Annotated in this window: 20 protein-coding genes and 3 tRNA genes; 13 read left to right on the top strand and 10 right to left on the bottom strand. The window is 64.2% G+C overall.

Features of this window, described 5'->3' with window-relative positions:
* Window positions 1–13: 13 nt before the first annotated feature.
* The 3 genes from AAFF19_RS15175 to AAFF19_RS15165 form a co-directional block, all read right to left on the bottom strand.
* Window positions 14–778: a cytochrome b/b6 domain-containing protein gene (locus AAFF19_RS15175; protein ID WP_182118482.1), complete on the bottom strand. Its 765-nt coding sequence runs from the start codon at window positions 776–778 to the stop codon at window positions 14–16.
* A 157-nt stretch (window positions 779–935) separates the two neighbouring features.
* Window positions 936–1,460 carry a diheme cytochrome c gene (locus AAFF19_RS15170; RefSeq protein ID WP_008906796.1) on the bottom strand — a complete coding sequence of 175 codons (525 nt, stop codon included), beginning with the start codon at window positions 1,458–1,460 and terminating at the stop codon, window positions 936–938.
* 10 nt (window positions 1,461–1,470) lie between these two features.
* Window positions 1,471–1,875 (bottom strand): DUF1924 domain-containing protein, encoded by a 405-nt coding sequence (locus tag AAFF19_RS15165; protein ID WP_342720491.1) that lies wholly within the window; start codon window positions 1,873–1,875, stop codon window positions 1,471–1,473.
* Between the two features lie 113 nt (window positions 1,876–1,988).
* Between AAFF19_RS15165 and AAFF19_RS15160 the strand changes: the two genes are divergently transcribed.
* Genes AAFF19_RS15160 through AAFF19_RS15150 form a run of 3 tightly spaced genes read left to right on the top strand, consistent with a single transcriptional unit; the run spans window position 1,989 to window position 4,532 of the window.
* Window positions 1,989–2,357: a PepSY domain-containing protein gene (locus AAFF19_RS15160; RefSeq protein WP_342720490.1), complete on the top strand. Its 369-nt coding sequence runs from the start codon at window positions 1,989–1,991 to the stop codon at window positions 2,355–2,357.
* A gap of 43 nt (window positions 2,358–2,400) precedes the next feature.
* Window positions 2,401–3,084 carry a response regulator transcription factor gene (locus AAFF19_RS15155; RefSeq protein ID WP_342720489.1) on the top strand — a complete coding sequence of 228 codons (684 nt, stop codon included), beginning with the start codon at window positions 2,401–2,403 and terminating at the stop codon, window positions 3,082–3,084.
* Window positions 3,081–4,532: a sensor histidine kinase gene (locus AAFF19_RS15150; protein ID WP_139019426.1), complete on the top strand. Its 1,452-nt coding sequence runs from the start codon at window positions 3,081–3,083 to the stop codon at window positions 4,530–4,532. The genes AAFF19_RS15155 and AAFF19_RS15150 overlap by 4 nt, the downstream gene beginning before the upstream one ends.
* 126 nt (window positions 4,533–4,658) lie before the next feature.
* On the opposite strand, the gene efp is transcribed toward AAFF19_RS15150, so the two are convergent.
* The 3 genes from efp to AAFF19_RS15135 all read right to left on the bottom strand — a co-directional run bounded on the left by efp (window position 4,659) and on the right by AAFF19_RS15135 (window position 7,407).
* Complete coding sequence (gene efp / locus AAFF19_RS15145; RefSeq protein WP_008906801.1) at window positions 4,659–5,213, bottom strand: elongation factor P; 555 nt, start codon at window positions 5,211–5,213, stop codon at window positions 4,659–4,661.
* A 140-nt stretch (window positions 5,214–5,353) separates the two neighbouring features.
* Entirely contained in the window at window positions 5,354–6,508 is a 1,155-nt protein-coding gene (earP, locus tag AAFF19_RS15140) for an elongation factor P maturation arginine rhamnosyltransferase EarP (protein WP_342720487.1), read from the bottom strand.
* Window positions 6,505–7,407 carry a LysR family transcriptional regulator gene (locus AAFF19_RS15135; RefSeq protein ID WP_182118487.1) on the bottom strand — a complete coding sequence of 301 codons (903 nt, stop codon included), beginning with the start codon at window positions 7,405–7,407 and terminating at the stop codon, window positions 6,505–6,507. The genes earP and AAFF19_RS15135 overlap by 4 nt, the downstream gene beginning before the upstream one ends.
* Window positions 7,408–7,667: 260 nt before the next feature.
* On the opposite strand from AAFF19_RS15135, the gene AAFF19_RS15130 reads away from it, so the two are divergent.
* The 10 genes from AAFF19_RS15130 (at window position 7,668) to AAFF19_RS15085 (ending at window position 16,814) form a co-directional block, all read left to right on the top strand.
* Window positions 7,668–8,873, top strand: coding sequence for a CoA transferase (locus tag AAFF19_RS15130; RefSeq protein WP_182118488.1), 1,206 nt, complete (start codon window positions 7,668–7,670; stop codon window positions 8,871–8,873).
* Complete coding sequence (locus tag AAFF19_RS15125) at window positions 8,870–9,853, top strand: hydroxymethylglutaryl-CoA lyase (RefSeq protein ID WP_182118489.1); 984 nt, start codon at window positions 8,870–8,872, stop codon at window positions 9,851–9,853. Before AAFF19_RS15130 ends, AAFF19_RS15125 begins: the two co-directional genes overlap by 4 nt.
* A 36-nt stretch (window positions 9,854–9,889) precedes the next feature.
* Window positions 9,890–10,873 (top strand): tripartite tricarboxylate transporter substrate binding protein, encoded by a 984-nt coding sequence (locus AAFF19_RS15120; RefSeq protein WP_182118490.1) that lies wholly within the window; start codon window positions 9,890–9,892, stop codon window positions 10,871–10,873.
* A gap of 97 nt (window positions 10,874–10,970) precedes the next feature.
* Window positions 10,971–12,971 (top strand): excinuclease ABC subunit UvrC, encoded by a 2,001-nt coding sequence (gene uvrC / locus AAFF19_RS15115; RefSeq protein WP_182118491.1) that lies wholly within the window; start codon window positions 10,971–10,973, stop codon window positions 12,969–12,971.
* A gap of 45 nt (window positions 12,972–13,016) precedes the next feature.
* The gene (gene pgsA, locus AAFF19_RS15110) at window positions 13,017–13,583 is read left to right on the top strand and encodes a CDP-diacylglycerol--glycerol-3-phosphate 3-phosphatidyltransferase (RefSeq protein WP_026436902.1); all 567 of its coding nucleotides are present in this window, start codon (window positions 13,017–13,019) and stop codon (window positions 13,581–13,583) included.
* Window positions 13,584–13,949: 366 nt separating this feature from the next.
* On the top strand, window positions 13,950–14,222 hold the full coding sequence (locus AAFF19_RS15105; protein ID WP_008906675.1) for an HU family DNA-binding protein: 273 nt from the start codon (window positions 13,950–13,952) through the stop codon (window positions 14,220–14,222).
* 16 nt (window positions 14,223–14,238) lie between these two features.
* Window positions 14,239–14,314, top strand: a tRNA-Val gene (locus tag AAFF19_RS15100).
* Between the two features lie 60 nt (window positions 14,315–14,374).
* Complete coding sequence (locus tag AAFF19_RS15095) at window positions 14,375–16,306, top strand: SurA N-terminal domain-containing protein (protein WP_182118492.1); 1,932 nt, start codon at window positions 14,375–14,377, stop codon at window positions 16,304–16,306.
* Window positions 16,307–16,354: 48 nt separating this feature from the next.
* Window positions 16,355–16,430: transfer RNA gene (locus AAFF19_RS15090), tRNA-His, on the top strand.
* Window positions 16,431–16,610: 180 nt separating this feature from the next.
* A complete protein-coding gene (locus AAFF19_RS15085; RefSeq protein WP_008906666.1) occupies window positions 16,611–16,814 on the top strand; it encodes a hypothetical protein in 204 nt (67 codons plus the stop codon).
* 128 nt (window positions 16,815–16,942) lie between these two features.
* Here AAFF19_RS15085 and AAFF19_RS15080 read toward each other — a convergent pair.
* The 4 genes from AAFF19_RS15080 to AAFF19_RS15065 all read right to left on the bottom strand — a co-directional run bounded on the left by AAFF19_RS15080 (window position 16,943) and on the right by AAFF19_RS15065 (window position 21,486).
* Window positions 16,943–17,018, bottom strand: a tRNA-Thr gene (locus tag AAFF19_RS15080).
* 11 nt (window positions 17,019–17,029) lie between these two features.
* On the bottom strand, window positions 17,030–18,037 hold the full coding sequence (locus tag AAFF19_RS15075; RefSeq protein ID WP_182118493.1) for a class 1 fructose-bisphosphatase: 1,008 nt from the start codon (window positions 18,035–18,037) through the stop codon (window positions 17,030–17,032).
* Window positions 18,038–18,059: 22 nt separating this feature from the next.
* Window positions 18,060–20,828 (bottom strand): aminopeptidase N, encoded by a 2,769-nt coding sequence (pepN, locus tag AAFF19_RS15070; RefSeq protein ID WP_342720486.1) that lies wholly within the window; start codon window positions 20,826–20,828, stop codon window positions 18,060–18,062.
* Window positions 20,812–21,486 (bottom strand): HAD family phosphatase, encoded by a 675-nt coding sequence (locus AAFF19_RS15065; RefSeq protein WP_342721862.1) that lies wholly within the window; start codon window positions 21,484–21,486, stop codon window positions 20,812–20,814. The genes pepN and AAFF19_RS15065 overlap by 17 nt, the downstream gene beginning before the upstream one ends.
* Between the last annotated feature and the right edge of the window lie 8 nt (window positions 21,487–21,494).

Raw genomic sequence — 21,494 nt, 5'->3', positions numbered from 1 at the left:
TTGTGGCTGGTGTTCAGTCGTCATCGTGGTCTCGGCTGCGTTCGATCGCTGTGCCGGCGTCCATCAACCCGCTTGGCGATTGCTGCCATTCCCAGGCACCAAACGCCAGCACCGCCAGCAGCAGCGCTGCCGCCAGCCAGGTGCGGTTTTTCTGCACCAGGTTCGGCCCGGGGCCTTCCACGCGCCCGGTCAGCATGGGCAGCGCCTGGTTCTTGCGCCGCAGCACGCTCATGCCAGCAATCAAGGCGAGATGGGCCAGCACGACAAACAGCATGGCTTCTCCGAAGAACTCGTGCACTTCTTCGATCCAGTCGCCACCCAACATGTCACCCCAGTCGTTGTAGGTGGCATAGCCGCTCAAGGTGATGGGAACGACCAGCACCAGCAGCAGCACCACCGCCAGCGCCATCAGCAGGTTTTGGCCCTGGCGCCAGTTCAGCTGGCTCACCTGGCTGATGGAGCGCGCTTGGAACAGGGTGCGCAGCCAAGCGGGCGCCCCGGCCAGCTTGCGCCACAGCAGGCCCAGGCCCGAGGTGCGCGGCCCGAAGACGCCGTACAGCACGCGAAAACCCAGCAGGCCCGCCATGGTGTAGCCCAGCGTGACGTGCACCAGCCGCCAGTGCTCGCCATCGGCGGTGGCGTAGGCCCCCACAAAGCAGAGCGCAAACAGCCAGTGGAACATGCGCGTGGGCGCATCGGTGACCCGGCGACTGGGCGTTTTGGCAGTCGCTGGCTGCGCTGTGGCGCTGACCGGGTCGAAGGAGGGGGTGGTTTGCATGGTGTTTTCCTTGATCGGATACAGGTCAGATTCAATGCAGATCGAGAGCGGCGAACAGGGCTCAGCGAAGCGGTTCTGGCTAGGCGCTGTGTCGCAGGCAGTACGGTCAGTACGACAAGACACAGCAACGACGCCAGAAGAGTTCTGTTCACCGCTCTCAGTCGTTCCAGGCGCGGCGTGAGCGGGCATCCAGTCCTGCCGGCATGCGCAGGTCGTGTTCGTCAAACTGCCCCTGGTCTGCGCCCGTGTGGCAGGCCGCGCAGTTGGCGGCGCTTTTTACGCTGGCGAGCTTCCAGGTGGTGGGCTCGATCTTTCGGTGCTTGCGTTCAAACCAGGCCGAGCGGGTAATGCGGTCCTCTGGCGGCTCTTCGTTCACGCGCTTGTAGGTGCCAGCGTGGGCTTGCAGCCACTGGTTGAGCTGGCGTACGGTGGCGGCGTCCAGGGATGCGTCGGTACCGTAGTGCTTGTCCAGGCCCGTCATCACGCGGTTCCACGACGCTGCGGGCAGCAGGCCGGGCGGGTAGGCGGTGTGGCAAGCGGCGCATTCCTGCGTGTAGGCACTGGGCACGTTGCGGGGCATGGTGCGCCCGCTGTCTGCATGGGCGCTGGAGAGTGACAGCAGGGTCAGTGCGCACACAGTAGCGGCCAGGGCCGCGGGGCGCAGGGGGGCAGGTTGTTTCATGGGCTGGGTCTCAGGGCTTGAGGGCATTGAGGTAGGCCAGCACATCGGCTTTTTCCACTGCGGTGCATTCACGGCTCAACACGTCGTTGCAGTTGCGGCGGAACCACTTGTCCACCTTGGCGGTATCGGTGAAGGCCTTGGGGTTGAAGGCCGGGGCCAGGGGCGCTATCGACTTGCCGGTGCTGGCGTGTTTGCCCTGGGCCGTGGGCGGTGTGCCGTGACAGGATGCGCAAGACCACTCGCCGCCATGGCGCGTGGTGAAAAACACCTTGCCCTTGTCGACGTTGCCCGGGCTGCCTGCCTGCGTGCTCCAGTGGGCGAGCTGCTGGGCGGCTGTGGTGTCTGCAGCGTGGCTGATGCCGGTGGCTGCCAGTGTGCTGAACGCCGCCAGAGTCAGTTTGCGAAGGGAAGTCATGCCGTGGTCCTTGTGGGTTTCGTTTTGTGTGGCGATTGTTGAAATCCCTGTCTGAACGGCGCGTGAAAGGGCTGTTCATCGGCCGTTCAGATTTCGCGCAGGACAATGCGCCCATGCTTTTCTCCTTCCACGCTGCTTTTGCGGACCGCCAGGTTCGGCGCATGTACTTGGTGGGGTGTGTGCTGTGCGCTGCCGCGATGGCCGTGGCACCCGCTGGGGCCAGCGGCAGAGACGACCATGACCGCGCCCGGCAGGCGGTGCAGGCGGGCCAGGTGCTGCCGCTGCCCACGGTGCTGGAGCGCCTGCAGCGTGAGGTGCCCGGGCAGGTGCTGGAAGTGGAGCTGGAGCAGGAGCGCGATCGCTGGATTTACGAGATCAAGCTCTTGACGCCTGCCGGGCAGTTGACCAAAGTCAAGCTCGATGCACGCACGGCCGAGGTGCTGCGTGTAAAGCCGCGTGAATCGCGCGAAGATCGACGGTGACGCCGGACCGACCTCTGACACATCTGCCACCCTCCACCGATCCATGCGCATCCTGCTGGTAGAAGATGACTCGCTGCTGCGCGCCCAGCTGCGCACAGCGCTGCAAGGCGCGGGCTACACCGTGGACGAGGCCGATAACGGCCGCGATGCGCAGTTTCTGGGTGAGACCGAGGCGATGGACGCCGTCGTGCTGGACCTGGGTCTGCCAGTGGTCGACGGGCTCACGGTGCTCAAGCGCTGGCGGGCCGGGGCGCGCAACATGCCGGTGCTGATCCTCACCGCGCGCGACAACTGGCACGAAAAAGTCGCGGGCATCGACGCGGGTGCCGATGACTATCTGACCAAGCCCTTTCACCTTGAAGAATTGCTGGCGCGCGTCCGCGCACTGATCCGCCGCGCCAGCGGACAGGCGTCGGCCGTGCTGCAGTGCGGAGACTGGTCGCTGGACACCCGCAGCGCCCGCGTGACCTGCGCGGGCCAGCCGGTGACACTGACGGCCCATGAGTACAAGGTGCTCGACTACCTCATGCACCGGCCGGGCGTTCTGGTGTCGCGCGCAGAGCTGACCGAACACATCTACGCGCAGGACTTTGACCGGGACTCCAACACCATCGAAGTGTTTGTGGGGCGCCTGCGCAAGAAGCTGTCGGCCCCTTCGTCGTCCTCGGCGGCTTCGGCCCGCATCGAAACCGTGCGCGGCATGGGTTACCGCCTGGTGCCTCCATGAACCGGCAAGGCATGCCGGCTGCCGCAGCCATGCATTGGTCCCGGTCGCTGCGGGTGCGGCTGCTGGCTGTCACGCTGGCGGGGGTGGCCGTAGCCATGGTGCTGGCTGGTCTGGTGCTGAGCGGATTGTTCCGCGAGCATGTGCAGCAGCAGTTTCAGGCGGCGCTTCAGCTGCAGCTGGACCAGATCACGGCGCGGCTCGAGTTTGATGCCCAGGGGCAGCCGGCAATTGCTGCCGAGGCGCTGTCGGACCCGCGCTGGCTCAAGCCGTATTCGGGCCTGTATTGGCAGGTGGACGCCATGGCGCCCGACGGGCGGGAGCGGGCAGGGGTGTTGCGCTCGCGCTCGTTGTGGGACACCAGCCTGGCGCTGCAGGTGGATGCGTTGGCCGATGGCGCCGTGCATGTGCATGAGATGGCAGGCCCGCAGGGCGCGCCGTTGCTGGTGCTGGAGCGCACGGTGCGCGCCGAGGGCGTGCATGCAGCGCGCTGGCGGCTGATTGTGGCCGCCGACCTGCATGCCACGCAGGCGGCCACGGCCCGGTTCACGGGCGTGCTGGCGCTGTCGCTGGCGGTGCTGCTGGTGCTGCTGGCCATGGCCGCCTGGGCGCAGGTGGCGGTAGGGCTCAGGCCCCTGCAGGCGCTGCAACGCGCGGTGCAGGATGTGCAAGAGGCCCGGGCGCCGCAATTGCAAGGCAGCTTCCCTGCCGAAGTGCTGCCGCTGGCTGATGACTTCAACGCCGTGCTGCGCCGCCATGGCGAGGTGGTGGAACGCGCGCGCACCCAGGCCGGCAACCTGGCGCATGCGCTCAAGACGCCCCTCACGGTGCTGGAAAACGCGGCCCGTGCGCAACCGCCCACCGACGGCCAGGAGCTGGCGGCGCTGGTGCGCGAGCAGGTGGTGGTGGCGCGCAAGCACATCGACTGGCACCTGGCACGGTCGCGGGTGGCCGCGTCTGCACACCTGCCCGGGCAGCGCACCGCGCTGCAGCCGGTGGTGGACGGGCTCGTGCGTGTGATGAGCAAGGTGCATTCGGACCGGGCGCTGGATATAAGCGTCGAGTCGCCCCCGGTGCCTCTTTTCTTTGCGGGCGAGGCGCAGGACCTGCAGGAAATGCTGGGCAATCTGCTGGACAACGCCTGCAAGTGGGCCCGGTCTGTGGTGCGGGTGCAGGCGCAGCTGTTGCCTACCGGATTGGATGCCGCGCAGCGCCTGTTGCTTGTCAGCGTGGAGGACGATGGCCCCGGCATTGGTTCCGCCCAACGTGCACAGGCGCTGCAGCGCGGGGTGCGTCTGGACGAAACCGTGCCCGGCACGGGGCTGGGCCTGGCCATCGTGCAGGACCTGGCAGCGCTGTATGGGGGGCGGCTCGATCTGGAGCCTGCGGGCCTCGGGGGCTTGCGTGCGCTGCTCACGTTGCCGGCGGTGACGGCCGCCGCGCAGCACTGAGGGGCCTCGCGCCGATGCCCTGCCGGTTGGCAGCGCCCGCCGGCCCGGCCCATGAAAAAAGGCTTCCCGGGGGAAGCCTTGTTTTCGGATGTTCTGCCGTAACGGCGAACACAGGGCGAAAAGCCCTCACACGCGCTTGCGGTATTCGCCGGTGCGGGTGTCGATTTCGATCTTGTCGCCTTGGCTCACGAACAGGGGCACGGGCACTTCAAAGCCGGTGGCGATCTTGGCAGGCTTCATGACCTTGCCGGAGGTGTCGCCCTTGACGGCGGGTTCCGTCCAGGTGATTTCGCGCTCGACGCTGGTGGGCAGTTCGACCGAGATGGCCTTGCCGTCGTAGAACACCACTTCCACCGTCATGCCGTCTTCCAGGTAGTTCAGCGAGTCGCCCATGTTTTCGGCTTCCACTTCGTACTGGTTGTACTCGGTGTCCATGCACACGTACATGGGGTCGGCGAAGTAGGAGTAGGTGCACTCCTTCTTGTCCAGGATCACGTTGTCGATCTTGTCGTCGGCCTTGAACACGACTTCGGTGCCGAAGTTGCCGATCAGGCTCTTGAGCTTCATGCGCACGGTGGCTGCACCGCGGCCGCCGCGGGCGTATTCGGTCTTCAGGACCACCATGGGGTCCTTGCCGTGCATGATGACGTTGCCGGCGCGGATTTCTTGAGCGATTTTCATAGCAAGTTGCTTGGGTTGGGGCCGCTCAACGCGCGGGCTGGCAAACCGCCTGGTTTGCGCGCCGGTGCATGTTCTGCGGCGAAACTGCGCAGGGCGGGGGCATTGACATGCCGCGCCTTATTTGCGCAAAGCCTCGGATTTTACCGTTTTTCGGCGACAAAGCCCAATAGTTGTGCGACGAGGTTGTCCTGCATCAGCAGGCGTGCCCGGGCGGCCTGGGTGCATGCCGCCCACTCGGCCAGGGTGTTGTCGTCCGGCCATTGCAGCGGTGCGGTGTCCAGCCCGTTCCAGGTGGCGTGAAACTGCCGCAGCGACGCAGGCGCCTGCAGCCAGTCCAGAAATGCCCAGAGTTTGTCGTGGTGGGCGTTGTCGTGCTGCGGATAGATGTGCCAGACAAACGCCTGGCCCGCCCACAGGGCCCGCACCAGCGAGTCCTCGCCCCGAACGGCGTTGAAGTCGCAGGCCCAGAGCATCTCGTCAAACGCAGGCTGTGGGCGGTGGGGTAGGTATGAAATTGATAGCTGCTCGCGCTTGTCAGATAAGCGCTGGAGACCCTTTTGACCGATATTTTGATCACAGCCCTCAGCCAATGCAGCCCGCACGGCGGCCGTGGGGCGGCCCGGTGTCACCAGCAACTGCGTGGGCCGTGTCTGGCTGTGCTGCAGCAGCTGCGGCAAGGCGGCGGGTTCGTAGCAGAACAGCGAAACCCAGCGCTGCTCGGCGCAAGCATCGCCCAGCCCGAAGGCGGCGGCGTGCTGTGCACGCCAGGCGCTGCGGTCAAACGCCTCGCGCCGTGCCATCAGGTCAGGCTCGCGCAGCAAGCCGCCGGTGGCGGGCGTGAAGCCGGGGTAGAAGAACCAGCGCGTCCACCCTGCGGCGGGGCCGGACAGGATGGGCGACGGCAGCCTGTGGTTGCGCTCCACGTAAGCTTCTGCCGACAGGTATTCCAGGTTGATCCAGACCGGTTTTGAGTGTTTTTGGCCTCCAGCGCTTGATGGTTGTGCGCTATAAGCTATGAATTCAGGAGCAATATCGCATCCGAAGGCCTCCACCATCACGTCGGGCGCGGGCTCTTCAGGGCCCGGAGGGGGCGAACCCCAGGCGCGCACCTCCACGCCGGGGCAACCCTGGGGTGCCATCCAGACGAGGGCAGACGCATCGTCCACCCACAGCCGCACCCGGTGGCCCCGATCAGCCAGCTGCGCCACGAGGCGCCAGCACACGCCGATGTCGCCAAAGTTGTCGACCACGCGGCAAAACACATCCCACTGGAGCGGGGGCAGGGGGCGGCTCATGGTGATGGCCCCGTTGGCTGCGCGCGCAGGTGCTCCACCAGCAGCCGGGCAACGCTGGAGAGCGATTCTTCAGACCGCACACACAGCGCCAGCCGCCGCTGCGCCCAGGGCTCGTTCAGCGTGACGGTGCGGATGGCCAGCGTGCCCCGGTACAGCGCGGCGCTGCCACGGGGCATCACGCCCACACCCAGGCCCGCGTTGACCATGAGGCACAGCGCGTCGTAGCTCGTCACCTGCATGCGCAGGCGCAGTGGCAGGCCCGCCTCGGCGGCCGCGCGGGTCAGCTGGTTGTTGATGGCGCTGCCCGGGTGAGCGCCCACAAAGTCAAAAGGCAGGGCGTCTGCCAGGCGCACGGACTTGCGCCGCACCAACGCGTGGCCGGTGGGCACCACCAGCACCAGTTCGTCGGTGCGGTAGGGCAGCAGCGTCACGCGTTCGCCGTAGCTGCCTTCGTTGAGGATGCCCACGTCGGCGGCGTTCTCGGCCACGGACTGGGCAATCGCGCTGCTGATCTGCTCCTGCAGCCGCACATCCACCTGCGGGTGTTGCTCCAAAAAGCTCTGCAACTCGGCGGGTAAAAACTGCGTGATGGCCGAAATATTGGCCACCACACGCACATGGCCGCGCACGCCCGTGCCGTAGTCGCGCATCTGCGTGGCGATGCCGTCCAGATCGTTCAGCACACCGCGCGCCAGGTTCAGCAGCGCAAACGCGGCGGCGGTGGGCTCGGTGCCTTTGTTGCTGCGGGTGAACAAGGCCACCTGCAGCGCGTCTTCCAAGTCGGCCAGGCGGCGGCTCACGGCCGATGCGGCCAGGTGCTCGCGGGCTGCGGCAGCGGCGATGGTGTTTTCTTCCATCACGGCAACGAACAGGCGCAGGGAGACGGGGTCGAGTTTCATGAGGGCGTGATGGTAAGCCGTTTGCCAAATGCCATGCCGGTTTGCGATGGCGGCTTCTTGCATCAGCGTTTTGCAGTCGTGTGGACTGTGCGCATCATTCGCGCCAACAAGCCAGGGGTTCATGGTTCTTTGGAATCACCCCAACACCGTTCGGGCTGAGCTTGTCGAAGCCCTGCGCTGCGCTTCGACAAGCTCAGCATGATCGGGTTGGGATGCATGGGACTGCTTGGTGATCGACCCCGCAGGAGACACATATTTCCATGGATTCCATCGCTTCCCCCGCCGCACTGCAAGGCGTGCGTGTCATCGAAATGGGCCAGCTGATTGCCGGGCCGTTCTGCGGCAAGACGCTGGGCGAGTTTGGCGCCGACGTGATCAAGATCGAAGCGCCTGAGACCGGCGACCCGCTGCGCAACTGGCGCCTGATCAAGGAAGGCACCTCCGTCTGGTGGCAGGTGCAGTCGCGCAACAAGCGCTCGGTGGCGCTGGACCTGCGCCAGAAGGAAGGCCAGGACATCGCTCGCCAGCTGATTGCAGAAGCCGATGTGCTGGTCGAGAACTTCCGCCCCGGCACGCTGGAAGGCTGGGGCATGTCGCCCGAAGAACTGCACGCGATCAACCCCGGCCTCGTGATGCTGCGCATCTCAGGCTACGGCCAGACGGGCCCGTACCGCGACCTGCCGGGCTTTGGTGCCATCGGCGAGGCCATGGGCGGCCTGCGCCACCTGACCGGTGAGCCCGGCCGCGTACCGGTGCGCGTCGGTGTCTCGATTGGTGACACGCTGGCGGCGCTGCACGGCACCATCGGCGTGCTCACGGCGCTGTACCACCGCAAGGTCAACGGGGGCAAAGGCCAGGTGATCGACGTTGCGCTGCACGAGGCGGTGTTCAACGTGATGGAAAGCCTGATCCCCGAATACAGCGCCTTTGGCGCTGTGCGCGAGGCCGCGGGCAGCGCGCTGCCCGGCATTGCGCCAAGCAACGCCTACCCCTGCACCGACGGCTGGGTGCTGGTGGCGGGCAATGGCGACAGCATTTTCAAGCGGTTGATGGACGCCATCGGCCGGCCCGACCTGGGCGCGGCGCCGGACCTGGCCAACAACACTGGCCGCGTGGCCCGCGTGGAAGAGATTGATGCCGCCATCGGCGCCTGGAGCGCGCAGCGCACGGTGCAGCAGGTGCTGGACGCGCTGGGCGCTGCCCGCGTGCCCGCGGGCAAGGTCTATACCGCCAAGGACATCGCCGAAGACCCGCACTACCGTGCACGCGACATGCTGCTGACGCAGCAGACGCGCGACGGCTACAGCGTGGAAGTGCCCGGCATCGTGCCCAAGCTCTCGGGCACGCCCGGAACCATCCGCAGCAGTGCGCCGCACCTGGGCGACGACACCGATGCGGTGCTGGCCGAGGCGGGTTTGACGGCCGAACAGATCGCGCTGCTGCGCAGCAAGGGGGTGATTCAATGAGTGCATCCAACATGGTGTGGCAGGGCGCAGGCCGCCGCATCCACATGCAGGAGGTCGGCCTGCGCGACGGCCTGCAGATGGAGAAGGCCTTTGTGCCCACGGCCGACAAGATCGCGCTGTGCAATGTGCTGTCGGCAGCGGGCCTGTCCAAGATCGAGGTGACTTCGTTCACATCGCCCACCGCGATTCCCGCGCTGAAAGATGCCGAGGTCGTGATGCGCGAGATCACGCGAAGCCCGGGCACCGTCTACACCGCGCTGGTGCCCAACCTGCGCGGCGCCGAGCGCGCCATCGAGTCGCGCACGGACGAGCTGAACCTGGTGATGTCGGTCAGTGCCACGCACAACCTGGCCAACCTGCGCATGACGCAGGAACAATCGTTTGCTGCGCTGGCCCAGGTGGTTGCCCTGGCGCAGGACGCCAACGTGGCGGTGAATGTGTCGCTGTCGTGTGTGTTCGGCTGCCCCATGGAAGGCGATGTGGCCCAGGCCGACGTGTTCGGCTGGGTGCAGCGTTTTGTGGACTTGGGCGTGCGCGGCATCACGCTGTGCGACACCACCGGCATGGCCTACCCCACGCAGGTGCACAAGCTCACGGCGGCGGCGCGCGCGCTCTGGCCGGCGGTGGAGTTCACCTTGCATTTCCACAACACGCGCGGCATGGGGCTGGCCAATGTGTTGGCCGCCATCGACGCGGGTGCGGACCGGTTCGATGCCTCGCTGGGCGGCCTGGGCGGCTGCCCTTATGCGCCGGGCGCCAGTGGCAATGTGTGCAGCGAAGAGATCGTGCATGCGCTGGCGCTGATGGGCTACGAAACGGGCGTGGACCTGGGGCAACTAGTGGTCGTGGCGCAGCAGCTGCCGGCACTCATCGGCCACGACATTCCGAGCCAGATCGCCAAGGCAGGCCCGCGCCTGGCGCTGCACCCGGTGCCTGCCGATTTCGAGGCGATCCGTGAGAGGGCGCTCGCGCGTTCCTGAATTTCTATTTTTGGCAACCACAAGGAGACATAAAACATGAACCTCAATCGCAAACGATTTACGACCATTGCCCTTGGGGCCCTGGCATCCGCGCTGAGTTTCGGAGCGTGGGCGCAAGGCGGTGGGTACCCGGCCAAAACCCTGGTCATGGTGGTACCGACTGCCGCTGGCGGCACCACCGATCTCTCGGCCCGCATGCTGGCCCAGGCGCTGTCGCCTGTGCTGGGACAGTCGGTCGTGGTGGACAACAAGGGCGGGGGCAACGGCAACATTGCCGCCAGCATCGTCAAGCGCGCCGAGCCCGATGGCTACACGATCTTCATGCAGTACTCGGGCTACCACGTCATTTCGCCCCACCTCACCAAAGCGCCGCAGTGGGAGCAAAAGGACTTCCAGCCCGTGGCCAATGTGATCTCGGCGCCGCAGATCATCGTGGTGCGGGCTGATCTGCCCGTGAAGACGCTGCCCGAGCTGATCGCCTACGCCAAGGCCAACCCGGGCAAACTCAACTACGCATCGTCGGGCAACGGCTCGCTGCAGCACGTGACCGGCGCCATGCTGGAGCAGCAAGGCGCCATCAAGATGGTGCACGTGCCCTACAAAGGCACAGGCCCTGCGCTGCAGGATCTGCTGGGCGGCCAGGTGGACCTGACCTTTGGCACCGCGCCGCCGTTCATGCCGCACATCGCCAGCGGCAAGCTGCGCGTGCTGGCCGTGACCGGCAAAGAGCGCCTGCCCAGCCTGCCTGACGTGCCCACCACGGCCGAGGCGGGTTACCCCAAGGTCGATGCCACGTCGTGGTTTGCGGTGTTTGTGCCCGCTGCGGTGCCCAAGCCGGTGGTGGACAAGCTCACGGCCGACATCCGTACGGTGGTGCAAAGCGCGGCCTTCAAGCAAAAGGCGCTGGAGCAGGGCGCCACGGCCGACTACCAGACTCCGGCGCAGTTGGGCGACAAGGTCAAGGCCGACCTGGCCAACTGGGCGCAGGTGGTGAAAAGCTCGAAGATCGAAGCAGAATAATGGTAAAAATGGCCGCTAGCGCTTGATGGATAAGCGCTGGCAGCTATATTTTTGATAGTACTGGAACCGGACCGTGGGCCGGGCCACAATACGCGCCATGTCCCATTCCGAAGAACTGCTGGCGCAGGTGGCTGCGCTGCCCGCGTTGCCCGGTGTTTACCGCTATTTCGACGCCCAGGGCGCGCTGCTGTATGTAGGCAAGGCGAGGCATCTGAAGCGGCGCGTGTCGAGCTACTTCACCAAGAATCATGGTGGCACACGCATAGGCCACATGGTCAGCAAGATCGAGCGGATGGAGACCACGGTGGTGCGCTCCGAGGCCGAAGCGCTGCTGCTGGAAAACAACCTGATCAAGACGTTGAACCCCCGGTTCAACATCCTGTTCCGCGACGACAAGAGCTACCCGTACCTCAAGATCACCGGCACCGCTGCCGGAGCGGGTGACGCACCGGGTCAGAAGTTTCCGCGCATGGCCTATTACCGGGGGGCTGTGGACAAGCGCCATCGCTATTTCGGGCCTTACCCGAGCGCCTGGGCGGTCAAGGAAACCATCCAGCTACTGCAGAAGGTGTTTCGCCTGCGTACGTGTGAAGACACGGTTTTTGCGAACCGCACGCGGCCTTGCCTGCTGTTCCAGATCAAGCGCTGCACCGGCCCCTGTGTTGATCTCATCTCGCCCGAGGCGTACGCCGCCGACGTGCAGCATGCAGAGGCCCTGCTGCGCGGCGAAACGCAGGAGGTTCTGCAGGCCATGGAGGCGCGGATGATGGAGCATTCCGGCAAGCTGGAATTTGAACAGGCCGCTGAAGTGCGCAACCAGATCCAGGCGCTGTCACGCGTGCTGCACCAGCAATCCATCGAGATCGCGGATGACAAGGACGTGGACATTCTGGCCGTGCGGGTGCAGGGTGGCCGCGCCTGCGTGAACCTGGCCATGGTGCGCGGCGGGCGGCATCTGGGAGATCGGCCGTATTTCCCGGTCCATGTGGAAGATGCCGCGGCCGTGTTTGAAGAAGAGGAGGAGGCGCAACCTGAGGGTGCTGGTGCAGAGCCCAGTACGCGGGCTGCGCCTGCCCGCCCTGTCGAAGCGCAGGTGCTGGAGGCCTTCATTGCCCAGCACTACATCGGTGTACCTTTGCCCCCGGTGCTTGTCACCAGCGTGCCGGTGGACAAGGCGCTGATGGAGGCGCTCTCTGCGCAGACGGGCGTGCGCGTGTCGGCCATCCATCAGCCGCGTGAACAGCGCCGTGCCTGGCTGGACATGGCGCAAAAGAATGCAGACCTGCAACTGGCCCGTCTGCTGGCCGAAGAGGGCTCGCAGCAGGCCCGCACCCGCGCCCTGGCCGAGGCGCTGGACCTGCCACCCGAAGACCTCGACCAGCTCACCATCGAGTGTTTCGACATCTCGCACACGGCGGGCGAATCCACCCAGGCGTCGTGTGTTGTGTTCCACCACCACAAGATGCAGAGCAGCGAATACCGCCGCTACAAGATCGAAGGCATCACCGGCGGTGACGATTACGCTGCCATGCGTCAGGTGCTCACGCGCCGCTACAGCAAGGTGGTGGAGGCGCAGCGCGAGGAAGGCGGTATCGACTTTGCCGCCCCGGACGCCGAGGCCGGCGCGCCCACCCGCAAAGGGGCGGCGCGCCTGCCCGATCTGGTGCTCATCGACGGTGGCAAGGGCCAGGTGGGCGTGGCGCGCGAGGTGTTCACCGCGCTGGGGCTCGATCTGACCCGCATCGTGGGCGTGGAAAAGGGCGAGGGCCGCAAGGTGGGCCTGGAAGAGCTGGTGTTTGCCGACGGGCGCGAGAAGGTCTACCTGGGCAAGGACTCGGCGGCGCTGATGCTGGTGGCGCAGATCCGCGATGAGGCCCACCGCTTTGCCATCACCGGCATGCGCGCGGCACGGGCCAAGGTGCGGGTGGGGGGCGGGCAACTGGAAGAAATTGCGGGGGTGGGCCCCAAGAAGCGCGCGCGGTTGTTGCAACGTTTTGGTGGGGTGCGTGGGGTGGCCTCAGCGAGCGTGGAAGACCTGGTCACCGTGGATGGCATCTCGCGCGAGTTGGCAGAAGAAATTTACAAGGCACTGAGATAAGCCCCGTGTGCCGTTCCACGGCTGCGCCGTGACACAATCGCCGCCATGTTCTGGACTATCCCCACCTTGATGACCTGGACGCGCATCGTCGCGATACCTTTGATCGTGGGGGTGTTCTACGCACCGCTGGACCCGGCCACGCGCAATCTGATTGCCACCGTGATGTTCGTGGTGTTCGCCGCCACCGACTGGCTGGACGGATATTTGGCCCGCAAGCTTAACCAGACTTCGTCCTTCGGCGCCTTCCTTGATCCGGTGGCCGACAAGTTTCTGGTGTGTGCCTCGCTCCTGGTGCTGGTGCACCTGCAGCGTGCCGACGTGTTTGTGGCCCTCATCATCATTGGCCGCGAGATCGCGATCTCGGCCCTGCGTGAATGGATGGCGCAGATAGGCGCGAGCAAGAGCGTGGCCGTGCACATGATCGGTAAGGTCAAGACCACGGTGCAGATGCTGGCCATCCCCTTTCTGCTGTACGACGGGCGCCTGTTTGGCGTGATCGATACCGGCGTGTGGGGTACCTGGCTCATCTGGGCATCGGCGGTGCTCACCGTGTGGTCCATGGTGTATTACCTGCAAAAAGCGCTGCCGGAAATCCGTGCGCGCGTGAAATGAACGGGGCTTGCGTGCCCGATTTCGCCATCTTTCGAAGGCGTCTGCATGCTCGGCGGCGCGCCGCAGGGTCGCGGTAAATCGCGTGTCAATACGGAATGCTGCCCATACGGCGTGTTTGAGACAAAACCTCCCGCAACCCCTGACGCCGCGTGAAATGCGACTAGAATTCAGTACGACGCTGCGCCAAATCGGCGTGTTGTATTGACACCCGGAAACTCGATGGCTTTAATCTGATGCAGCAGCCCATGCTGTGTATGCCAGTCATTCCCCGTCTGACTCTCAACCAGCCACTGGCTGCGCTTTCGGACGTGTGAAGACCAGATATCCACGAGACATTCCATCAACTCTTTTCCCGAGAGGCTTCTTGTGAACAAAACCGAACTGATTGAGCACATCGCTACCAACGCCGACATCTCCAAGGCCGCCGCTGCGCGTGCCCTGGAATCCACGATCGAGGCCGTCAAGAAGACCCTGAAAAAGGGTGGCACCGTTTCGCTCGTCGGTTTCGGTACTTTCGCTGTAGGCAAGCGTGCTGCTCGCACAGGCCGTAATCCCCGCACCGGCGCCACGATTAAAATCAAAGCTGCTAAAGTTCCGAAGTTTCGTCCAGGCAAGGCATTGAAAGATGCCTTGAACTGATGATCAGTTTCAGGTGGGGTCCTTAGCTCAGTTGGTAGAGCGGCTCCTTTACACGGAGTAGGTCGGCGGTTCGAGACCGTCAGGACCCACCACCACCGAACAAAGGCGAACGCAAGTTCGCCTTTTGTTTTTTGCCTTCTGAAAGATCGACCATGTTTGAATCCATCCGCAAGCACTCCAAGATCGTCATGGTCTTATTGTTCTTGCTGATCATTCCATCGTTTGTGCTGGTGGGCATTGACAGCAACTACTTCTCTGAAAAGAGCCCGGTGGTCGCGCGTGTCGATGGCGAGAAGATCAACCAGTCGGACTGGGACAATGCGCATCGCATGGAGACCGATCGCATGCGCGCGCAGTCTCCCTCGATCGATCCCAAGCTTCTGGACTCTCCTCAGGCGCGTTACGCGACGCTGGAACGTCTGGTGCGTGACAGGGTGCTGGCCGCTGCAGCCAAGGACATGCATTTGGTGACGAGCGACTCCCGTTTGGCCCGGAGCCTGCAGGAAATTCCCGCCATCGCCGGTCTCAAGCGTCCCGATGGCACCCTGGATGCCGAGGCGTACCGTGCTTTGGTGGGGGCTCAGGGCCTGACACCGGAAGGCTTTGAGGCCAGTGTTCGCCGCGACCTTTCTGTGAACCAGGTGATGGCTGGCGTGTTGGGCACTGCCTTCGGCACCGATGCCCAGGTCAAGCTGTCGCTCGATCCTCTGTATGAGCAGCGGGAAATTCAGGTGGCCCGCTTTAAGGCAACGGATTTCGTCAGCAAGGTGGCCGTCACCGATGAGGATCTCCAAGCTTACTATCAGGCCAATCCCGCACAGTTCCAGCAACTTGAGCAGGCAGCAGTGGAATACGTGGTGCTCGACCTCGAAAGCGTGCGTGTCGGCATCACCCTCAACGAAGAGGACCTGCGCAGTTACTACAAGGAGAATGTGGAGCGTATGGCCGGAAAGGAAGAGCGCCGGGCCAGCCACATTTTGATCAACGCGCCAAAAGACGCGCCTGCTGCGGACCGCGAGAAAGCCAAGTCCCGCGCGACGGAGCTGCTTGACCAGGTACGCAAGGCGCCAGCTACGTTTGCCGACGTGGCAAGCAAGGCGTCGGACGACAAGGGCTCTGCCACGGCAGGAGGCGACCTCAACTTCTTTGGTCGTGGCGCCATGGTCAAGCCGTTTGAAGACGCTGCCTTTGCGCTCAAGAAAGGTGAGGTCAGTGATGTGGTGGAAACCGATTTTGGGTACCACATCATCCAGCTGACTGACATCAAGGCCCCGCGCCTGCCCACATTCGAAGAGTTGCGCCCAACGCTGGAAAGCGAACTCAAGCAGCAACAGGCTCAGCGCAAATTCGCCGAAGTGGCAGAGACGTTCACAAACAGCGTGTACGAGCAGGCGGACAGCCTCAAGCCAGTCGCGGACAAGCTCCAGCTTAAGGTGCAAACGGCTTCCGGTGTCACACGCACGGCCGCCCCGGGTGCAGCCGGCCCGCTGGCCAACGCCAAGTTCCTTGAAGCATTGTTCTCTTCAGACTCGCTTCAGAACAAGCGAAACACCGAAGCTGTTGAAGTGGGCCCCAGCCAGCTTGTAGCAGGGCGTGTGGTTCAGTACACCCCTGCCAAAACGCTTCCGCTTGACGAGGTGCGTGCCCGGGTTCGCGAACTCTACGTTGCGCAGAAAGCCTCCGAGTTGTCGCGCAAGGAAGGCGAGGCGAAGCTTGCAGCATGGAAGGCGTCACCTTCCAGCGCCTCCGGTCTTGGCACAGCGCTCCAGGTTTCGAGGGAGCAGAACCAGAATCTGCCACGCCAGCTTATTGACGGTGCCCTGTATGCACCGACGGATAATGCGCTTCCTGCCTGGGTCGGTGTGGATCTTGGAAACGAAGGCTATGCGGTGGTCAAGGTGAACCGTGTGATTCCTCGCGCAGCTCCAGACACCCAGCGTGCGCAGCAAGAGCGCCAGCAGTACATGCAATGGTGGGCAACAGCTGAAGGACAGGCGTACTACGAATTCCTCAAGAGGCGTTTCAAGGCCGATATCAAGGCGCCGCGACCCTCCTCCAATCCGCTGGCCTCAGCAGAAAACTGAGCAACTATCGGCCAAGGTACGAATTTCGAGCTATAATATAAAGCTACGGTGGCTGTAGCTCAGTTGGTAGAGTCCAGGATTGTGATTCCTGTTGTCGTGGGTTCGAGCCCCATCAGCCACCCCAAATAATCAAAAGGCGCTGCAACTCTGGTTGCAGCGCCTTTTTGTTTGGCTTGCCGGCAGTTCTGGCACTGCGTTGTGTCCATCCCCATCATGGTGTTTCTTTGCTGATTGGCTCCATGGATTTGCGTTGGGGATCGACGGTGAAGCGCATACTGCGCATTCAACTCTCTCAGGAAGTTTTATGAGTCATGTGATCCGCGATGCGTCGCCCAGTGAAAAGCGTGGCAATGCCATGGCAGCTGCCCTTGCAAAGGAGCAACTCGAATATGCGGTCCAGATCGTGCGGGAAGTGCTGCCCCAGAGCGCTGGTGACGGCGCGATTGTCGGTGCGGTGGTGCAGGCCATTGCGATGAACTATGCCGCTGTTCCGCAGCCGAATCGATAGTTGACCCGGCCCCTTGTGGCGGGCCAGACTCGCGAGCAATCCTGCCGGGCGTTTCAGTGCGACGCGACAGCACGAGGTGCCGTCGCAACAAAAAAGCCCCTGACTCTTGCGAATCAGGGGCCTTCATTTGGTGCCGGAGAGATGAATCGAACACCCGACCTTCTCATTACGAATGAGCTGCTCTACCGACTGAGCTACACCGGCTTAGCCTCGCATTATAGCGTGGAATGGTAGTTCGTCACCCGCTCGACCTCATTTTTTGACCCGAGGATCACGCTGACGCGCTCATGCAACTGGGTAGGCTGTATGTCGAGGATGCGCTGCTTGCCATTGGTGGCCGCGCCGCCCGCCTGTTCGACCAGCCAGCCCATGGGGTTGGCTTCGTACATGAGGCGCAGCTTGCCGGGCTTGTTGGGCTCGCGCTTGTCCCAGGGGTACATGAACACGCCGCCACGGGTCAGGATGCGGTGCACATCGGCCACCATGCTGGCAATCCAGCGCATGTTGAAGTCCTTGCCGCGCGGGCCTTCCTTGCCTTGCAGGCATTCGTCGATGTAGCGCTTCACGGGTTCGTCCCAGTGGCGCATGTTGCTCATGTTGATCGCGAACTCTTTGGTGTCCTCGGGGATGCGAACGTTTTCTTCGGTCAGAACAAAGGAGCCCTGCTCCCGGTCGAGGGTGAACATGGCCACGCCGTCGCCCACCGTGAGCACGAGGGTGGTTTGAGGGCCGTAAATGCAGTAGCCGGCGGCTACTTGCTGGTTGCCGGGCTGCAGGAAGTCGCCTTCATCCACTCCGCGGTCGTCTTCGGGCATTTTCAGCACACTGAAGATGGTGCCTATGCTCACGTTGACGTCGATATTGCTGGAGCCGTCCAGGGGGTCGAACAGGAGCAGGTATTCGCCCTTGGGGTAGCGGTTGGGCACAACATAGATCCCATCCATTTCCTCCGAGGCCATCCCAGCCAGATGGCCGCCCCATTCATTGGCTTCGATAAGCACTTCGTTGGCGATGATGTCCAGCTTTTTCTGGATTTCGCCTTGTATGTTCTCGCTGCTGGCGCTGCCCAGCACGCCGCCCAGAGCGCCTTTGTTGACAGCGTGGCTGATGCTCTTGCAGGCGCGCGCCACGACCTCCAGAAGCAGGCGCAGTTGTCCGGGAATGTGGCCATCCACCCGTTGCTGCTCAACAAGGTAGCGGGTCAGGCTGATGCGCTTGGTCATGAGTCGGTCTCTTTCGTGAAAATCAGTCGGCCAGCGCGCGGGTCACCACCTCGCGCACATCGTTGGAGAGGTCGGGCTTGGCGGCTACGCGGGCGATCGCTTCGCGTGCGGCGCTGCGCCAAGGATCCGCCAACTTCTTCCACCGGTCCAGCGCGCGCGCGAGGCGGGCGGCGACCTGCGGGTTGATGGCATCGAGCTCGATCACACGGTCGCTCCAGAACACGTAGCCCGCCGCGTCGGCCCGGTGGAAGGCGCCGGGGTTGGCGCTGCAGTAGCTGAAGATCACGCTGCGCGCACGGTTGGGGTTCTTCAGGCTGAAGTCTGGATGCGCCATGAGCTGGCGCACTGCGGGCAGCACGTTGCCGCCACGGTCGGGCGCACCAGCCTGCAGTGCAAACCACTTGTCGATGACCAGGGGCTCGTCCTTGAACAGCGCATGGAAGCGGGCCAGCGCAGGAGCGGCCAGCTCGCTGCCGCTGGCCACCAGGGCAGTCAGGGCGTTGAAGCGGTCGGTCATGTTGGTGGCCACCTTGAAGCGCTGGTAGGCCTTGCCAGGCCAGACCACATCGCCCGTTTTTTGCGCGGCGATACACAGCATGTGCAGCGCCAGGCCGCTGAGGGCGCGGCGGCCCGACGATACGGGGTCAGGGCTGTAGCCACCGGTGTCCTGGTTCTGCTCCCAGGCCGCTTCCCAGTCGGCCTGAAGCGACAGGGCCAACTGCTCGCGCATGGCTTCGCGCATGGCATGGATGCGCTGTGGGTCCACCACCGCAAGCTGCTCTGCAATGTAGGTTTCGGATGGCAGCGTGAGCACCAGCTCTTTGAAGGCTGCATCGAGTGCCGGGTTGCGTAGCACGCTGCGCATGGCGTCCACAAACTCTGCAGAGAGAATCTGATGGTCGAATTGGCCGCTGGCGCTTGTCCCCATTGCGCTATCAGCTATTGCATTGATAGCGGTCCGAAGCGCAAGGCGTTGCCCTGCTTCCCAACGGTTGAAGGCGTCGGCGTCGTGCGCCAGCAAGGTGAGCAACTGCGCATCGGTGTAGTCGATGTCCAGCACCACCGGGGCGCTGAAACCGCGCAACAGCGATGGCACGGGCTCGGCGTCCAGGTTGGTGAAGGTCAGGGTCTGCGATGCCTCGGTGAGCACCACCACGCGCGAGGTGGTGGGGGCTGCGCCTTCTGCAGCCCCTTCGCCCGCAAGGTGCAAGGGCAGGGCGGCACCGGTGGTGCCATCGATCAGGCCCAGGTCCACCGGGATGACAAAGGGCAGCTTCTCGCTTTGGCCGGGCGTGGGGGCGCAGCTTTGCGACAGTGTGAGGGCGTAGCAGCGCGTGGCAGCGTCGTAGCGGCCCGTGGCGCGCACGCGCGGCGTGCCGGCCTGGCTGTACCAGCGCTTGAACTGCGCAAGGTGCTGTGTGAGCGGGCTGGCGGGGTTGGCATCGGCGATGGCCTGCACGAAGTCGTCGCAGGTCACGGCCTGGCCGTCGTGCCGTTCGAAGTACAGCTTCATGCCCTTGGCAAAGCCTTCGCGGCCCACCAGGTTGTGCTGCATGCGCACGACTTCAGCACCTTTTTCGTAGATGGTGACGGTGTAGAAGTTGTTGATCTCGACGTAGCTGTCGGGCCGCACCGGGTGGGCCATGGGGCCTGCGTCTTCGGGGAACTGCGCGGTGCGCAGCACGCGCACGTCTTCGATGCGCTTGACGGCGCGGGCCGATGGGCTGCCCGCGAGGTCCATGCTGAACTCCTGGTCGCGGAAGACGGTGAGGCCTTCCTTCAGGCTCAGCTGGAACCAGTCGCGGCAGGTCACGCGGTTGCCGGTCCAGTTGTGGAAGTACTCATGGCCGACCACGCTTTCGATGTTGGCGAAGTCGGTGTCGGTGGCCGTGGATTCGCTGGCCAGAACGTACTTCGTGTTGAAGATGTTCAGGCCCTTGTTCTCCATGGCGCCCATGTTGAAGTCGCTGGTGGCGACGATCATGAAGCGCTCCAGGTCCAGCGGCAGGCCGAAGCGGGCTTCGTCCCAGGCCACGCTGTACATCAGCGAGTTCATGGCGTGTTCGGTCTTGCCCAGGTCGCCGGGGCGCACATACACCTGCAGCAGGTGGTTGGAGCCCGAGCGGCTCTTGATGAGTTGCTCGCGCGCCACCAGCTTGCCCGCCACCAGGGCGAACAGGTAGCAGGGCTTCTTGTGCGGGTCTACCCACTTGGCGAAATGCCGGGCGCCGTTGGGGCCGTCTTCCAGCGCGCCGCTGTCCACCAGATTGCCGTTGCTGAGCAGCACCGGATACTGGGCCTTGTCGGCGCGCAGCGTGACGGTGTAGCTGGCCATCACATCGGGTCGGTCCAGGAAGTAGGTGATGCGGCGAAAGCCCTCGGCCTCGCACTGCGTGAAAAACGTGCCCTGGCTCACGTACAGGCCCATGAGCTGGGTGTTCTTGGCGGGGCAGCAGGTGGTGAAGATCTCCAGCGCGAAGGGTTCATTGCCTTCGGGCAGGTTCTCCAGCACCAGGCGGGCGCCTTCCATCTTGAACGAGGTGCCCTGGCCGTTGACCAGCACACGCGCCAGGTTCAGCTCGTCGCCGTCCAGCTTCAGTGGCTCGGCCGCCACGTCCGGGTTGCGGCGCAGCACCATGCGGTTGAGCACACGGGTCTTGTTCGGGTCCAGGTCGAAGGTGAGTTCGACGCTGTCGATCCAGTAGGCGGGGGCGGTGTAGTCCTCGCGGCGGATGGCGATGGTCTGGCCTGCTCCGTCTCCACTTCCGTCTGCGCTATGCAGTTGCAACATGGATGCTCTCCAGAAAGTCGGTGTTCATGAGTTCGGTGTAGTCGCGCACGGCAGCCAGCACATGCGGCCCGGCCAGTTGCTCGGGCGTGTGGGTGCTGCAGATGGCCACGGCGCGCATGCCGGCGCGGCGTGCGGCCTCAATGCCAAAAGGCGCGTCTTCAAAAACGATGCAGTGCTCGGGGGCTGCCGCAATGCGGCGTGCCGCCTCCAGAAAGATGGCGGGCTGGGGCTTGCCAGGCAGGCCCTCGTCTCCGCGCACGATGGCCTGCGGGGCGGGTTCCAGGCCCAGGTGGCCCAGGGCGAATTCCACATTGCCGCTGTCGCCCGCCGTACCCACGGCCACCTTCAGGCCGCATGCACGCACCTGGGCGGCAAACTGGCGGAAACCCGCCACTTCAGAAAAGCGGGGTGCAAACAGCTCGCGGTAGATGGTTTCTTTCTCGTGCGTGAGCGCGTCCGCCTCGTCCTGCGACACGGCCCGGCCCAGCAGCTCCACGATGCACTCGGTACCGTTCTTGCCCGTGGTGCGCGCCATGAGAGCGGGCACATCGACGTCCATGCCACGGCGGCGTGCAAACTCGACCCACGCCTGGGCGTGCCAGGGCATGGAGTCGATCATGGTGCCGTCCATGTCGAAGATGATGGCGTCGGTGCGCATTCGCATCG

This window comes from Acidovorax sp. FHTAMBA (genome assembly GCF_038958875.1).
Classification (GTDB): Bacteria; Pseudomonadota; Gammaproteobacteria; order Burkholderiales; family Burkholderiaceae_C; genus Acidovorax.
The sequence above is the reverse complement of the archived record's forward strand: the minus strand, read 5'-3'. Positions and strand labels throughout refer to the sequence as shown.